At 64.7% G+C, this 14,181-nt stretch carries 17 protein-coding genes; 11 read left to right on the top strand and 6 right to left on the bottom strand.

All coding sequences use genetic code 11. The annotated features are described in order from the left end of the window. The first annotated feature begins 80 nt into the window (after positions 1-80). The 4 genes from BMI85_RS13885 (at position 81) to BMI85_RS13870 (ending at position 4,076) form a co-directional block, all read left to right on the top strand. Entirely contained in the window at positions 81-1,607 is a 1,527-nt protein-coding gene (locus tag BMI85_RS13885) for an FAD-dependent oxidoreductase (RefSeq protein ID WP_078601703.1), read from the top strand. Between the two features lie 150 nt (positions 1,608-1,757). Continuing rightward, entirely contained in the window at positions 1,758-2,798 is a 1,041-nt protein-coding gene (gene queG / locus BMI85_RS13880) for a tRNA epoxyqueuosine(34) reductase QueG (protein WP_078601702.1), read from the top strand. A gap of 46 nt (positions 2,799-2,844) precedes the next feature. Further along, positions 2,845-3,786 (top strand): DMT family transporter, encoded by a 942-nt coding sequence (locus BMI85_RS13875; protein WP_078549724.1) that lies wholly within the window; start codon positions 2,845-2,847, stop codon positions 3,784-3,786. A gap of 104 nt (positions 3,787-3,890) precedes the next feature. After that, entirely contained in the window at positions 3,891-4,076 is a 186-nt protein-coding gene (locus tag BMI85_RS13870) for a hypothetical protein (protein WP_078601701.1), read from the top strand. Positions 4,077-4,162: 86 nt separating this feature from the next. Here the strand turns inward: BMI85_RS13870 and BMI85_RS13865 are convergent, their stop codons facing one another. Beyond that, the gene (locus BMI85_RS13865; RefSeq protein WP_078547823.1) at positions 4,163-5,032 is read right to left on the bottom strand and encodes a branched-chain amino acid aminotransferase; all 870 of its coding nucleotides are present in this window, start codon (positions 5,030-5,032) and stop codon (positions 4,163-4,165) included. A gap of 152 nt (positions 5,033-5,184) precedes the next feature. Here BMI85_RS13865 and BMI85_RS13860 point away from each other — a divergent pair, with 152 nt between their 5' ends. The 7 genes from BMI85_RS13860 (at position 5,185) to BMI85_RS13830 (ending at position 10,791) form a co-directional block, all read left to right on the top strand. Beyond that, a complete protein-coding gene (locus BMI85_RS13860) occupies positions 5,185-5,682 on the top strand; it encodes a MarR family transcriptional regulator (protein ID WP_075775697.1) in 498 nt (165 codons plus the stop codon). Continuing rightward, positions 5,682-6,395, top strand: coding sequence for a response regulator transcription factor (locus BMI85_RS13855; RefSeq protein WP_078542808.1), 714 nt, complete (start codon positions 5,682-5,684; stop codon positions 6,393-6,395). The genes BMI85_RS13860 and BMI85_RS13855 overlap by 1 nt, the downstream gene beginning before the upstream one ends. Positions 6,396-6,772: 377 nt before the next feature. Next, positions 6,773-7,333: a ubiquinol-cytochrome c reductase iron-sulfur subunit gene (petA, locus tag BMI85_RS13850; protein ID WP_078520169.1), complete on the top strand. Its 561-nt coding sequence runs from the start codon at positions 6,773-6,775 to the stop codon at positions 7,331-7,333. Between the two features lie 12 nt (positions 7,334-7,345). Continuing rightward, positions 7,346-8,662: a cytochrome b gene (gene petB, locus BMI85_RS13845; protein ID WP_078520170.1), complete on the top strand. Its 1,317-nt coding sequence runs from the start codon at positions 7,346-7,348 to the stop codon at positions 8,660-8,662. An 89-nt stretch (positions 8,663-8,751) separates the two neighbouring features. Continuing rightward, positions 8,752-9,489 carry a cytochrome c1 gene (locus BMI85_RS13840; protein WP_269780201.1) on the top strand — a complete coding sequence of 246 codons (738 nt, stop codon included), beginning with the start codon at positions 8,752-8,754 and terminating at the stop codon, positions 9,487-9,489. Between the two features lie 77 nt (positions 9,490-9,566). Next, positions 9,567-9,914 (top strand): antibiotic biosynthesis monooxygenase, encoded by a 348-nt coding sequence (locus tag BMI85_RS13835; RefSeq protein WP_078601700.1) that lies wholly within the window; start codon positions 9,567-9,569, stop codon positions 9,912-9,914. Positions 9,915-10,005: 91 nt separating this feature from the next. Then, positions 10,006-10,791: an NYN domain-containing protein gene (locus tag BMI85_RS13830; protein ID WP_078601699.1), complete on the top strand. Its 786-nt coding sequence runs from the start codon at positions 10,006-10,008 to the stop codon at positions 10,789-10,791. On the opposite strand, the gene BMI85_RS13825 is transcribed toward BMI85_RS13830, so the two are convergent. From BMI85_RS13825 to BMI85_RS13805, 5 genes are all read right to left on the bottom strand, one after another. Continuing rightward, a complete protein-coding gene (locus tag BMI85_RS13825) occupies positions 10,792-11,412 on the bottom strand; it encodes a TetR/AcrR family transcriptional regulator (protein ID WP_078571979.1) in 621 nt (206 codons plus the stop codon). It abuts the gene before it with no gap. 227 nt (positions 11,413-11,639) lie between these two features. Further along, on the bottom strand, positions 11,640-12,740 hold the full coding sequence (aroC, locus tag BMI85_RS13820; protein ID WP_078601698.1) for a chorismate synthase: 1,101 nt from the start codon (positions 12,738-12,740) through the stop codon (positions 11,640-11,642). 110 nt (positions 12,741-12,850) lie between these two features. Next, a complete protein-coding gene (locus tag BMI85_RS13815) occupies positions 12,851-13,198 on the bottom strand; it encodes a DUF2794 domain-containing protein (RefSeq protein ID WP_078547833.1) in 348 nt (115 codons plus the stop codon). Positions 13,199-13,482: 284 nt separating this feature from the next. Then, positions 13,483-13,785: an I78 family peptidase inhibitor gene (locus BMI85_RS13810; protein WP_168174790.1), complete on the bottom strand. Its 303-nt coding sequence runs from the start codon at positions 13,783-13,785 to the stop codon at positions 13,483-13,485. A gap of 5 nt (positions 13,786-13,790) precedes the next feature. Beyond that, a complete protein-coding gene (locus BMI85_RS13805; RefSeq protein WP_078601696.1) occupies positions 13,791-14,159 on the bottom strand; it encodes an I78 family peptidase inhibitor in 369 nt (122 codons plus the stop codon). Positions 14,160-14,181 lie beyond the last annotated feature (22 nt).

Below are 14,181 nucleotides of genomic sequence, written 5' to 3'. Positions count from 1 at the left end.
TTTAATCATTCGCTTCGCTACCTCAGGGACAGGCCCAAGCCGATCCAGAGCTTGGCCCGGACTGCAAAGCGAGGACTGCCATGCCCCATCCCGTGCTGATCGTGGGGGCCGGCCCGACCGGTCTCACCGCCGCTTACGAACTGGCCCGCCAGGGCGTGCCCGTCCGCCTGATCGAGAAATCTGCAAGCCCCGCCACCACCTCGCGCGCGATCGCGGTTCAGGCCCGCACGCTGGAGATGCTGGCGCAGCGCGGTCTGGCGGACGCCCTTGTCGCGCGCGGCGTGCAGACCCGGATCGCGCAGTTCTATGGCGAGGGCGCCCCGCTCTTCCGGCTCGACTTCGCCCATCTCGAGAGCCGCTTCCCCTATATCCTCTTCGTCTCACAGGTCGAAACCGAGACCGTGCTGCGCGAGGCCTGCGCGGCCCTTGGCGTCGAGACGGAGTGGAACACCGAACTCGTCGCGATCGCCCGCGAGGGCCATGATGCGCAGGCGGGCCCCATAGCGGTGCTGCGCGGCCCCGGCGGCACGCTCGAAGAGCTGCGCCCCGATTGGGTGATCGCCAGCGGCGGGGCGCATAGCCTGATCCGCCGCACGCTCAATCTGCCCTTCGAGGGAAAATCCGTGGGTCAGGGTTTCGTACTCGGCGACCAGATGGTCAGCGGCGCGATGGCCCCCGAGGAACTGCATATCTTTTCCTCCGGCGAGGGCTTTCTGGGCATGTTCCCCTTAGGTGGCAGACGTTTCCGTCTGATCGCCTCGGATGTTGCGGACAGCGAACAGCCCGACCTTGAAACGCTGCAGCAGGTCTTCGACGCCCGCGCCCATCTGCCTGCGACGCTGCATGACCTGACGTGGTCTTCGCGCTTCGCGATCAACAGCCGGATGGTCGGGACGCTGCGCGTGGGGCGCTTCCTGCTGGGCGGCGATGCCGCGCATATCCACTCGCCCGCAGGTGGTCAGGGAATGAACACCGGCATGCAGGACATGATGAACCTCGGCTGGAAACTCGCGCGGGTGATCGAGGGCACGGCACCCGAAAACCTGCTCGACAGCTACGAGGCCGAGCGCCTGCCGGTGATACGCGACCTGTTGCACGGGACCGAGGCGCTGACCGCCAATATGGCTTCGACCTCGCCGGTGCGCCGGATGCTGATCGACCATATCAGCCCCTATCTCGGCAGCCGCGACCTCGTGCAGGAGAAAGTCGCGGCCCGGATGGGCCAGATCGCGATCGGCTATGAGGGCGGGCCGCTCGCCGACGGCCCGCATGCGCGCGGCACCATCGCACCGGGTGCGCGGCTTCCCGACCCGCTCTTGGAGGTGGCGCGCGATGGGGCATGGCATCCGGCCCGCGCGCAGGATCTGGTCGATCCGTCGGGCTTCGTCCTGCTCTGCGCGGGGGATGGCCCCGCCCCGGAAAGCCCTTTTGCCAAAAGCCTGAAACTGCGCCCTGCGCCCGATCACGCGGAGGAATTCACGCAAGTCTTCGGCCGCGACGGCGCGGCGGTGCTGGTGCGGCCCGACGGATATGTCGCGCTGAGCGCGCCGCTTGCCGACGCAGCCCGCGCGGTGGCGGCTTACGCGGAGGCGCATTTCGCCACCTGACGCGTGCTGCCCCGCCCCTTGTCTTGCCCGCCCGGCTTCGAAAGGATACGGCGACGGTGCGATCGGGCCGCATTCGTCACGCGCCGAGGGGGCTCTGCCCCCGCCGGCCTGCGGCGCGGCCCCCCGGGATATTTGGACCAAGGCGAAGCCATGAGTGCGGAGTTGAAAGCGCGGTTGATCGAGACGGCCCTTGCCGAGGGTTTCTCGAAGGCGCGCATCACCACGCCTGACGCGATCCCGCAGGCCGCCGAGCGGCTGGCCGCCTTCGTGGGCGCGGGCATGCATGGCCAGATGGGCTGGATGGAAGAGCGCATGGGCTGGCGCGGCGATCCCACAGCGCTGTGGTCCGAGGCGCGCTCGGTCGTGATGCTGGCCGAGACCTACACGCCCGAATACGACCCGCTGGACCTGCTGAAAGCGCGCGATCACGGGGTGATCTCGGCCTATGCGCAGGGCAAGGACTACCATGATCTGGTGAAGAAGCGGCTCAAACGCGTCGGACGCTGGTTGCTCGATCAGGCGCCCGAAGGTGAGGAGATCAAGGTCTTCGTCGACACCGCCCCGGTGATGGAAAAGCCCTTGGGCGAGGCCTCGGGGCTGGGCTGGCAGGGCAAGCACACGAACCTTCTGGCGCGCGATCTGGGCAGCTGGTTCTTCCTCGGCGCGATCTTCACCACGGTGGAGCTGCCGCCCGACGCGCCGGAGATCAGTCATTGCGGGTCTTGCACGGCCTGCCTCGACATCTGCCCGACCGAGGCCTTTCCCGCGCCCTACCAACTCGATGCGCGACGCTGCATCTCCTATCTGACGATCGAGCATAAGGGGCCGATCGATGAGGAGCTGCGCGCCAAGATGGGCAACCGCATCTATGGCTGCGACGATTGTCTGGCCGTTTGCCCGTGGAACAAGTTCGCCGCCGAGGCGCGTGAGGCGCGCTATCACGGCGGCGTCGGCGCGCCGCCTCTGGCGGAATTGGCCGCACTCGACGATGCCGGGTTCCGGGCGCGGTTCGCGGGCTCGCCGATCAAGCGGATCGGCCGCGACCGCTTCCTGCGCAATGTGCTCTATGCGATTGGAAACTCTGGCGATCCGGGTTTGGCCGAGGCTGCGCGCCCGCATCTGGACGATCCCGATCCAGTGGTGGCCGAGGCCGCGCAATGGGCGCTCTCACGGCTGGAGCAAGCAGCGTGACGAAACCGATTGCCGCGCCCCGCTCACGGCCTATCTGATCGCGGTCATGACACCGGTTACCACCCAGACCCCTCGCCCACTCCTCGGGATCGCGCTGAAGCTCGGCACGGTCACGGGCTTCGTCATCATGCAGGCGCTGATCAAATCGGTCTCCGACCGGGTGCCGCCGGGCGAGGCGGTGTTCTTCCGGTCTTTCTTCGGCATCGTGCCGATCCTGCTCTGGTTGCTGTGGCGCGGTGAGCTGCAGGGCGGGTTGCGGGTGGAGAAACCGATCAACCACGTCATGCGCGGGGTCGTGGGAACCACCGCGATGGCGCTGAGTTTCGCCGCACTTGCCTTCCTGCCACTGCCCGAGGCGACCGCTCTGGGCTATGCGGCCCCTCTGCTGACGGTCGTCTTCGCGGCGCTCCTGCTGGGCGAGACGGTGCGGGTGTTCCGGTTCTCCGCCGTGGGGCTCGGGATGGTCGGCGTTCTGATCGTGCTCTGGCCGAAGCTTGGCGGTAGCGGGCCGGAAGGCGGCGCGGAGGCACTTGGCGCGGGGTTGGCACTCGCGGGGGCTACCTGCGCCGCGCTCGCGCAAATTCAGATCCGCCGCATGGTCGGATCGGAGCGCACCTCCGCCATCGTCTTCTGGTTCTCTTGCACCGCCACTGTGCTTTCACTCCTGTCTCTGCCCTTCGGCTGGGTCGTGCCGACAGTGTGGGAGGCGACGCTGTTGATCCTCGCCGGGCTCATCGGCGGCACTGGCCAGATCATGATCACCTCAGCCTATCGCTTCGCCGACGCCTCGCTGATAGCACCTTTCGACTATGCCTCGATGCTCATGGCGCTCCTGATCGGTTATTTCGTCTTTGCCGAAGTTCCGACCCATGCGACGCTCGCGGGTGCGGCGCTGATCATCGTCGCGGGCATCGCGATCATTCTGCGCGAACACCAGCTGGGACTGGAGCGCAAACGCGCACGCAAGGCCGGTCCCCCCCAAGGCTGAGCGCCGATCCGCCTGCGACAATAAACCTGCCTGCCCCTGCGTCACGACTCGGTCGAATCGTGCTATAGTCCCGCTATCAGAGGCGATGACGAGAGGAGGAAGATATGTCCCGTCACATCATCGACCGCGCCGAACTCAAGGCGGAAGGGCCGCGCGTGAAGCGGTTTCTCGAATTGCAGCGGCGCGAGGGCATCCACCCGGCGATCAAGGAGCTCAGCAAACGCGGGCGGCCCGACCACGGCGCGCGGATGAAACAGTTCCTGCGGATCGAGCGGGCTGAAGCCACCTGACGACCTGATCGGCGCTCACTAGCTGTGAAAACGCGAAAGGGCGTGCCGGGGGGCACGCCCTTCTGTTTTCTCGACCGAGGCGCGGATCAGGCGCGCACGAGTTTCTCGTAGGTCTCGGCGATGTCGCGGGTCAGCGCGCCGACCTCGAAGTTGAAGTCGCGGATCTGACTGACCGGGGTCACCTCGGCTGCGGTGCCGGTGAGCCAGCACTGTTCGAACTCGGCCAGCTCGGTCGGCTCGATCAGGCGTTCGTGGACGGTGATGCCCTTTTCCTTAAGCAGGCCGATCACGGTCTGACGGGTGATCCCGTTGAGGAACACGTCTGCCTTGGGCGTGTGAACCTCTCCGTCTTTCACGAAGAAGATGTTCGCACCGGTCGCCTCGGCCACGTAGCCGCGCCAATCCATGAACAGCGCGTCCGAATAGCCGCGATCTTCGGCGGCGTGCTTGGACATGGTGCAGATCATGTAGAGACCCGCGGCCTTCGCCTCGGCGGGAATGGTACGCGGATCGGGACGACGCCATTTCGCGATGTCGAGCTTGGCGCCCTGCATCTTCGCATCGCCGTAATAGTTGCCCCATTCCCAGCCAGCGACGGCCAGACGCACGGGGTTCTTGCGCGCCGAGACGCCCATATCCTCGCCCGCGCCACGCCAGGCCACCGCGCGCACATAGGCGTCGGTCCAGCCATTGGCTTTCAGCATGTCGTATTTGGCCTTTTCGATCTCCTCGACCGAATAGGGGATTTCCATGTCGAGCAGTTGCGCCGATTTGCGCAGGCGGGCGGAATGCTCTTCGCCTTTGAAAATCTTGCCGTTGTAACAACGCTCGCCTTCGAAGACGGAGGACGCGTAATGCAGCGCGTGAGTCAGGATGTGGACATTGGCGTCACGCCACTCCACAAGCTGTCCATCCATCCAGATCTTGCCGTCACGATCGTCATACGAGCCCGACATCTTACTCTCCTTGCAGTCACGCCATTTTACGAATATTGCGCAACTTGCGTCCGAAGTGGACACTTTGTTGCGTCAAAACTGCTCTGCGGTAGCAGTTGAGTCTTGGATAGTCAACAAGGCTGACATAAAGTCACGCAAAAGAGAGGGACGATATGGCAGATAGCGGAAGCCCCGGGGGCGAGACACTTCTTTTCCTGACGGACGAACAATTGCGCAAGGGCATCGAGGCGATGTTCTTCGCCTATCGCGCCTTTACCGCCGATCCTGACCGTCTGCTCGAAGAATACGGCTACGGGCGCGCACATCACCGCGCGCTGCATTTCATCAACCGCCAGCCGGGGCTGACGGTGACGACGCTGCTCGCGGTTCTGGGCGTGACCAAGCAATCGCTCAACCGGGTGCTGCGCACGCTGATCGAGGACGGGTTGGTGGAAAGCCGCGTCGGCACCCGCGACAAGCGCGAGCGGCGGTTGCATCTGACCGCCGAGGGCGAGACGCTGGAACGCGCGCTGTCCGAGGCGCAGCGCGGTCGGATGCGCTCTGCCTATCGCGCAGCGGGGCCGCAGGCGGTGGCAGGCTTCCGGCAGGTGCTGGAGGCGATGATGGGCCCCGACCTGCACAAGCTCTATCAAATGATGAAAGACGATTGATGCCCTACTCGGCCGACCCTCATCTCCTCATCGTCGACGATGACGAGCGCATCCGGACGCTGCTCAAGAGCTTTCTGCAGCGCAACGGTTTTCTCGTCACTGCCGCGCGCGACGCGGCCCATGCGCGGTCGCTGCTGTCGGGGCTGGAATTCAGCCTGATCGTGATGGATGTGATGATGCCGGGCGAGGACGGGCTGTCGCTGACCCGCGATCTGCGCGCCAGATCGATCGCCACGCCGATCCTGCTGCTGACGGCGCGCGGCGAAACACGCGAGCGGATCGAGGGGCTGGAAGCGGGCGCCGACGACTATCTCGCGAAACCGTTCGAGCCGAAGGAACTGCTGCTGCGGATCAACGCGATCCTGCGCCGGGTGCCGCAGGAGACCGAGAGCGGTCCGAAATACCTCTCGCTGGGGCCCCTGAAATACGATCAGGAGCGGGGCGAGCTGTGGGATGGCGATGCGCTGGTGAAGCTGACCGCAACCGAGGTGCAGCTGATGCGTATCTTCGCGACTCATGCGGGCGACGTGGTCAGCCGCACGGAACTGATCGAGGAGCTGGGCCGCGAGCGCGGCAGTGGCGAGGAAGGCGGCGGCGATCGGGCGGTCGACGTTCAGATCACGCGCCTGCGCCGAAAGATCGAGCGCGACCCCCGCGAGCCGCGCTATCTGCAGACGGTGCGCGGTCTGGGTTACCTGCTCGCGCCCGACTGAATGGAAGGACGGCGGATACTACATGTTGAGGGGCCAGCATACGGGGTGCGATAGGCGCCGCGTGGGGCCCGATCATCTTCAAAAATGCGAATTTGTTATATGTTTTTAAGGCCACGAATCGCTTTTCCCCAATAGGGAGCAGTATTTGTGCGTCGAGCTTCTCGCGCGGCCCCCTTCGCCGATGCGCATGGCCATTGACCTTGGGTGATCTGTTGCAAGAGCGACATTTAACTGCCCCTCAACACAAATTCAGGCGAATGTGTTCTGGACTGACAAATTCGTGATTGGTATGAGAGCGGCCATGTTTGGCGGCACCTCGCGACGTGCCCCGGCACGTCACTATCGGCCCCCTCGCGGGCCCGGGAAGGAGAGACAACGTGTCCCACGCAGATAATAACGCAGGCACCCGGAGGGATTTCCTCTACTACGCCACCGCCGGCACCGGCGCGGTGGTGACCGGCGCAGCCGTCTGGCCGCTGGTGAACCAGATGAATGCCTCGGCCGACGTCAAGGCGCTCTCGTCGATCTATGTCGACATCTCGGGCGTCGAGACCGGCACGCAGCTCACGGTGAAATGGCGCGGCAAGCCGGTCTTCATCCGCCGCCGCACCGAGGAAGAGATCGAACTGGGGCGTGAAGTGCCGCTCTCCGATCTGGTCGACACCTCCGCCGAGAACGCGAACAAGCCGGGCGCCGAAGCGACCGACGAGAACCGCACCCTCGACGAAGCGGGCGAATGGCTGGTGATGATCGGCGTGTGCACCCACTTGGGCTGCGTGCCGATCGGCAACGGCTCCGGGGACTACCACGGCTGGTTCTGCCCCTGCCACGGGTCGCATTACGACACCGCCGGCCGGATCCGCAAAGGCCCCGCACCGCGCAATCTCGATATCCCGGTGGCCCAGTTCACCGATGAAACCACCATCAAGCTGGGCTGAGGAGGCATTTAAATGTCGGGCATTCCCCACGACCATTACGAGCCCAAGACGGGCTTCGAGAAATGGACGCATAAGCGTCTTCCGATCATCGGGCTGATCTATGACACGATCATGATCCCCACCCCCAAGAACCTGAACTGGTGGTGGATCTGGGGCATCGTGCTGGCCTTCTGCCTCGTGCTGCAGATCGTCACCGGCATCGTTCTGGTGATGCATTACACCCCGCATGTCGATCTGGCCTTCGCCTCGGTCGAGCACATCATGCGCGACGTGAATGGCGGCTACATGCTGCGCTACATCCACGCGAACGGCGCCTCGCTGTTCTTCCTCGCCGTCTATATCCACATCTTCCGCGGCCTCTATTACGGCTCCTACAAGGCGCCCCGCGAGATCACCTGGATCATCGGCATGATCATCTACCTGTGCATGATGGGCACGGCGTTCATGGGCTACGTTCTGCCCTGGGGTCAGATGTCCTTCTGGGGCGCGACCGTGATCACCGGCCTGTTCGGCGCGATCCCGGGCATCGGCGAGTCGATCCAGGCCTGGCTGCTTGGCGGCCCGGCGGTGGACAACGCGACGCTGAACCGCTTCTTCTCGCTGCACTACCTGCTGCCCTTCGTGATCGCGGCGCTCGTCGTCGTTCACATCTGGGCCTTCCACACCACGGGTAACAACAACCCGACCGGCGTTCCGGTCCGCACCGGCTCGAAAGCGGAAGCCGAGAAGGACACTCTGCCCTTCTGGCCCTATTTCGTGATCAAGGACCTCTTCGCGCTCGCCGTGATCCTGCTGGTCTTCGCTGCGGTCGTGGGCTTCATGCCGAACTATCTCGGCCACCCCGACAACTACATCGAGGCGAATCCGCTGGCGACGCCCGCACACATCGTGCCGGAATGGTACTTCCTGCCGTTCTACGCGATCCTGCGTGCCTTCACCTCGGACGTCTGGGCCGTGATGTTCGTCAACTGGATCACCTTCGGCATCGTCGACGCGAAGTTCTTCGGCGTGCTCGCGATGTTCGGCGCGATCCTCGTGATGGCGCTGGCCCCGTGGCTCGACACCTCGAAAGTGCGCTCGGGCGCCTACCGCCCGATGTTCAAATGGTGGTTCTGGCTGCTGGCGATCGACTTCATGGTGCTGATGTGGGTGGGCGCGATGCCGACCGACGGGATCTACCCCTACATCTCGCTGATCGGCGCGACCTACTGGTTCGTCTACTTCCTCGTGATCCTGCCGCTGCTGGGTCTGATCGAGAAGCCGCAACCGATGCCGGCGACGATCGAGGAAGACTTCAACCACCACTACGACATCAAATCGGCTGAATGAGTAAGGAAGAGGGACACCAAATGAAACATCTTCTGATCTCTGCCCTGTCGGCGCTGGTGATCGGGGCAAGCGCCCTGGCCTCCCCGGCGATGGCGGCCGAAAGCGGCGAAAGCCATGTCGAGGATATCGACTTCTCCTTCGAGGGCCCCTTCGGGACCTTCGACCAACAGCAGCTGCGCCGCGGCTTCCAGGTCTACCGGGAGGTCTGCTCGGCCTGCCACGGCCTGCGCTATGTCGCCTTCCGCACACTCGCTGATCAGGGCGGCCCGATGATGGACCCGGCCTGGGTGCGCGCCTATGCTGCCGAGTTCACCGTGATGGACAAGGAAACCGGCGAAGAGCGCCCCGGCAAGGAGACTGACCACTTCCCGTTCATCTCCGGCATGGGCATGGGTCCGGATCTGTCGCTGATGGCGAAAGCGCGTGCGGGCTTCCACGGCCCCTACGGTCTCGGCATCAACCAGTTCTTCCGCGGCATCGGCGGCCCCGAGTATATCTACTCGGTGCTGACCGGCTACACCGGCGAAGAGAAGGAAGAGGCGGGCTCGTATTTCTACGGCAACCACACCTTCCCGGGTGGTTGGATCGCCATGCCTCCGCCGCTCTCGGAAGACCTCATCGAATATGAGGACGGCACGCCCGCCACCGTCGAACAGATGGCTCAGGACGTTGCTGCCTACCTGATGTGGACGGCCGAGCCGAAGCTGGAATCGCGCAAGCGCTGGGGCTTCGTCGCGGTACTGATGCTGGCGGTGCTGAGCACGCTCCTGTACCTGACCAACAAGAAGCTCTGGGCGCCCCATAAGGGCAAGAAGTTCGACCTGTAAGCCCGGGCTCGACCTGCTAGACTGATGAACGCCCCCTCGCCCGCGAGGGGGCGTTTTCCGTTCTCTGGAGATGCCCGATGTCCACCCCGCCCCCCGGTTTCGCGCCCCTGCCCGACCCGCCCTATTACGCGGTGATCTTCGCCTCCCTGCGCGGGGCAACCGATGAGGGCTATGGCGCGATGGCCGAACAGATGGCCGCGCTCGCCGCAGAGCAGCCCGGATATATCGGGATGGAGAGCGCACGCGATGGAACAGGCTTCGGCCTGACCGTCAGCTACTGGGCCGACGAGGCCGCGCTGATCGCGTGGAAGGCGGTGGCGAAGCATCAGCTCGCGCAGCAACTCGGCAAGGATCGCTGGTATGGCCACTACGCGTTGCGTGTCGCCAAGGTCGAACGCCAGTATGACGGGCCGGAGAGCCGCTGAAATTCTCCCTCTGCTGACGCGGCGCAATGCGCCCGCACTCTTGGATGTCGCGGGCAAGAGGGCTATCTGGGAAGGGACAACAGGAGTAACAATGCCCGACATTTCCGAGCTGCCCCATATCAGCCCCGCCTCCCGCGCCCCGCGCCTGTGCGTGCTGATCGACGCCGATAACGTCCCCGCCGGATATGCCGAAGCGATTTTCGAAGAGATCGCGTCGCTGGGCGAAGCCTCGGTGCGCCGGATCTACGGCGACTGGTCGGCGCAGCGCCTCGCGGGCTGGGCCAAGCGCGTAGCCGAACTGGGCCTCGTCGCGGATCAGCAATTCGCCAACACGAAGGGCAAGAACGCCTCCGATATCGGCCTCGTCATCGCGGCGATGGATTTCCTGCATTCGGATCTGTTCGACGGCTTCGTGCTGGTTTCCTCGGACAGCGATTTCACCCGCCTCGCCGCCCGCATCCGCGAACAGGGACTGGACGTCTACGGCATCGGCGAACAGAAGACGCCTGAGGCCTTCCGCAAGGCCTGCAAACGCTTCATCTATGTCGAGAACCTCGGCAATGGCGATAGCACCGCCGACACCACCGCCAAGCCGACTTCGGACAAGACCAGCAGCTCCAGCGCCCCCAAATCCTCGAGCGGCAAGCAGGAACCCAAAGCTGCTATCCCGATCATCGTCAACGCGATGAAAGCGATCGGTCTGGAAGAAGAATGGTATTCGCTGGGCCAGCTCGGCCAGTTCATCACGCAGGCAAACCCGGATTTCGACACCCGCACCTATGGCAGCGCGAAACTCTCGGACCTGCTGATCAAGACCGGCCGCTTCCAGTTGCAGCGCGGCGAGGGCAATCAGTGGATGGTGCGCGATCTGGCCTGATCAGGCCTTCGCCCCGTAGCGTGCGAGGAACATCGCGACCGCGCCCCGGATCACGCGCTCCTTCTGCTCGCCGGTGAAGCTGTCGCAAATCCCGAACAGGAGCTTCGGGTGCAGTTCCGACTTGCACAGCTCGATGAAGAGGTAGGCGGCGAGGTCGATATCGTCGATCACCAGCTCGCCCCGATCGGCAGCACAGCGCAGGTACTCCATCAGCAGCTCATGCACCAACTCCGGCCCCGCCGCGTAGAAGGCGCGGCCCAGTTCGGGAAACCGCTCGGATTCGGCGACGCAGAGCCGGTAGAGCCCCTGATTCAGCTTGCAGCTCATCGAGTCGACGATCTGCGCAGCGGCGAGCGACAGAACCACCTCGGGCGCCGCACCGAAATCGATCGTGGCGACCGCGCTGTCGGTCTGCTCTTTCAGTTGCGAGCGCACGACCTCGACGAACATCAGCCGCTTGTCGGGGAAATAGCTGTAAAGCGTGGCTTTCGACACGCCCGCTTCCTTGGCGATGTCATCGACCGAGGCCCCGTCGAACCCGTCACGCAGAAAGATCGTCCGCGCCCCTTCGAGCACCTGATCGAACTTACGCCCGCGATTGATCTGATCTGCCTGTGACATCTGCCCTCCGGTCCCGGGCAACCGACCCAGGCTCGCAGAATAAACCGGGCGGTTCACATCCCGCAAGGTCGCACACGTGACGTCATGGCGCTCTGCACCGGCGATCCGGCAGACCGCTGCCTGTCTTCGGCTTGGCCAAAATATCCCGGGGGGCTCCGCAGGAGCGGGGGCGGAGCCCCCTCTCTCCTCGCAAATGCCGCCCTCCCGCGAAGGAGGCAGAGCCCCCCTCAGCCGACCGTGCCGCGCACACCGCCGGTCTGCGCCCGATCCATCAGGAACTGATCGAGGATCACACAGGCCATCATCGCCTCGGCCACCGGCACCGCACGAATACCAACGCAAGGATCGTGGCGACCCTTGGTGATCACCTCCACCTCTTCGCCCGCGACATTGACCGAGCGGCGCGGCGTCAGGATCGACGAGGTCGGCTTCACCGCAAAGCGCACCGTGATCGGCTGGCCGGTGGTGATCCCGCCAAGGATGCCGCCTGCGTGGTTCGACAGATATTCCACGCCCTCGGGGCCCATCACCATCTCGTCGGCATTCTCGACGCCGGTCAGAGCCGCGGCAGCCATACCTTCGCCGATCTCGACGCCTTTCACAGCGTTGATCGACATCATCGCAGCGGCCAGCTCGGTATCCATCTTGGCGTAGATCGGCGCGCCCAGACCTGCCGGGCAGCCTTCGGCCACAACTTCGATCGCGGCTCCCACCGAATTCTGACCCTTGCGGATCGCGGCGAGGTAATCGGCCCATTCATCCGCAGCCTCGGCATCGGGCAGGAAGAACGGGTTTTGCAGGATCGCGTCCCGGTCGAACTTCGCGCGGTCCAGATGTTTCGCGCCCATCTGCACCATGTAGCCGTAGATCTGCAGATCGGGGATCAATTGGCGCAGCGCGGCCTGCGCGACACCGCCGGCGGCCACACGCGCCGCCGTCTCGCGCGCGCTCGACCGCCCGCCGCCGCGATAATCACGGACACCGTATTTCTGGTGATAGGTGATATCGGCATGACCGGGGCGGAACTGCCGCGCGATCTCGCCGTAATCCTTCGAGCGTTGATCGGTATTCTCGATCATGAGCTGAATCGTCGTACCGGTCGTCTTGCCCTCAAACACCCCCGACAGGATGCGCACCGCATCGGGCTCCTTTCGCTGGGTCGTCTCCTTCGACTGGCCCGGACGGCGACGGTCGAGGAATTGCTGGATGAACGCCTCGTCGATCTCGATGCCGGGCGGGCAGCCATCCACCGTCGCGCCAAGCGCGGGCCCGTGGCTTTCGCCCCAGGTGGTGACGCGGAACTGATGACCGAAAGTGTTGAACGACATGGGACGCGCGCCTCGCAGGTTTCCTTCGGCGCTGGCTTAGCAAGTCAGGGGCTGCGAGGCAACGCGCATGGCATTCGGCGCGGCACTCTCCGTCACTGCACGTGGCGCGCTCACTCCACCGCGCGGATCAGCTTGCGCTCGAGCACGCGCAGCACCTGGCGCAGATCATGGCCGCGCCGCAGCACCTGCCCCTGCTGCCCGATCACCGCATATTGCCCCTGTTTCGAGCGCAACGCGGGCCGTTTCTCGATCCGGTAGATCGGCACTTCGGCGGCGCGGCGAAAGATCGAGAAGACCGCGACATCGCGCAGGAAACTCATCCCGTAATCGCGCCACTCCCCGGCCGCGACCGCGCGCCCGTAAAGCGACAGGATCACGCCAAGCTCGGAGCGATCGAAGGCGATCTGCTCCGGCACGCCGGAAGGGTTCGGATGAGGGGAAGGCGTTTGAACCGTCATTTTCAAAGGGTACATCGCGCGTGGCGCAAATCAAGCCCACCCGCGCTAAGGTTGCATGCGCCTTTGCCGCGCCGGAATAAGACCGCGAAAATGCCTGAATTCCTGCGCCTTCCTGCCGGGTTTCCACGCCATCTTCAAATCAGCGGAAAACGCTAAAGCCCGACGGTGCGGTAAACAGCCCCCACCCAGTTCGTATCGTCGGGCGCTTTTCTTCCTGCAGAAAAGCCCCGTGTCCTGGTCAGACACGGGGCTTTTCCTTTTCCCGATCCGTCGCACTCTCTGCCCTAGTAGCAGCGCACCGCCGCGATCGTGCCGCTCTCGTCGATCTCGAAATTCACGCGATCCGGGGCGTAATCCATCGTCACCGCATCGTCCGGATGAATGATGCGATGGGGCCGCGCGAGGGTAAGCCCCGCCAGCACCGATTCAGGCCGCCCTTCCAGCGCTGCGAGCCCCGGCGGCGGACAGGTGCCGGCCGCGGGCGCACCCGACCGCGGCGGCATGCGGTGCGGCTGGCACGCAGCGAGCCCGAGGGCTGCGACCCCAAGCGTGACGATCAGACCGATCCGCGCCCTGCTCCGTTCCATCAGGCTCACCCGCAATCGATGTTGTAGACGTTCCCGCGCGAGTCGAGCCGGAACACGACGCGCTGCGGGTTGTAGACCTGATCCTCGACGCCGCGCCATTCCACGATGCGATAGGGTTTGGTGATCCCCAGCGTCTGGATCTGCGCCGCCGGTTGACCCAGGACCGAGGTGTAGTTCACCGCGCCGCAAGTGTCGGGCTCGCGCTCCTGCAGGCCGCCTTTGGTGAGGGTGACAGGCGGGGTGACATAGGGCGCGGGCGCTTCGGCCTGAGGCGCGGGAGCGGCGCCATCCGTGGGGGTCTCGCTCATCGGACCCGCGGGATCGCAGGCCGCAAGCGCCAGCATCGAACCCATGACGAAAAATCGTTTCAACATGTCGCACCCTTCATTGCATTGG

The organism is Thioclava sp. DLFJ4-1, from assembly GCF_002020145.1.
In the GTDB taxonomy this organism is placed as follows: Bacteria; Pseudomonadota; Alphaproteobacteria; order Rhodobacterales; family Rhodobacteraceae; genus Thioclava; species Thioclava sediminum.
Note: the sequence above shows the minus strand (reverse complement) of the source record. Positions and strands in the feature narration are given on the sequence as shown.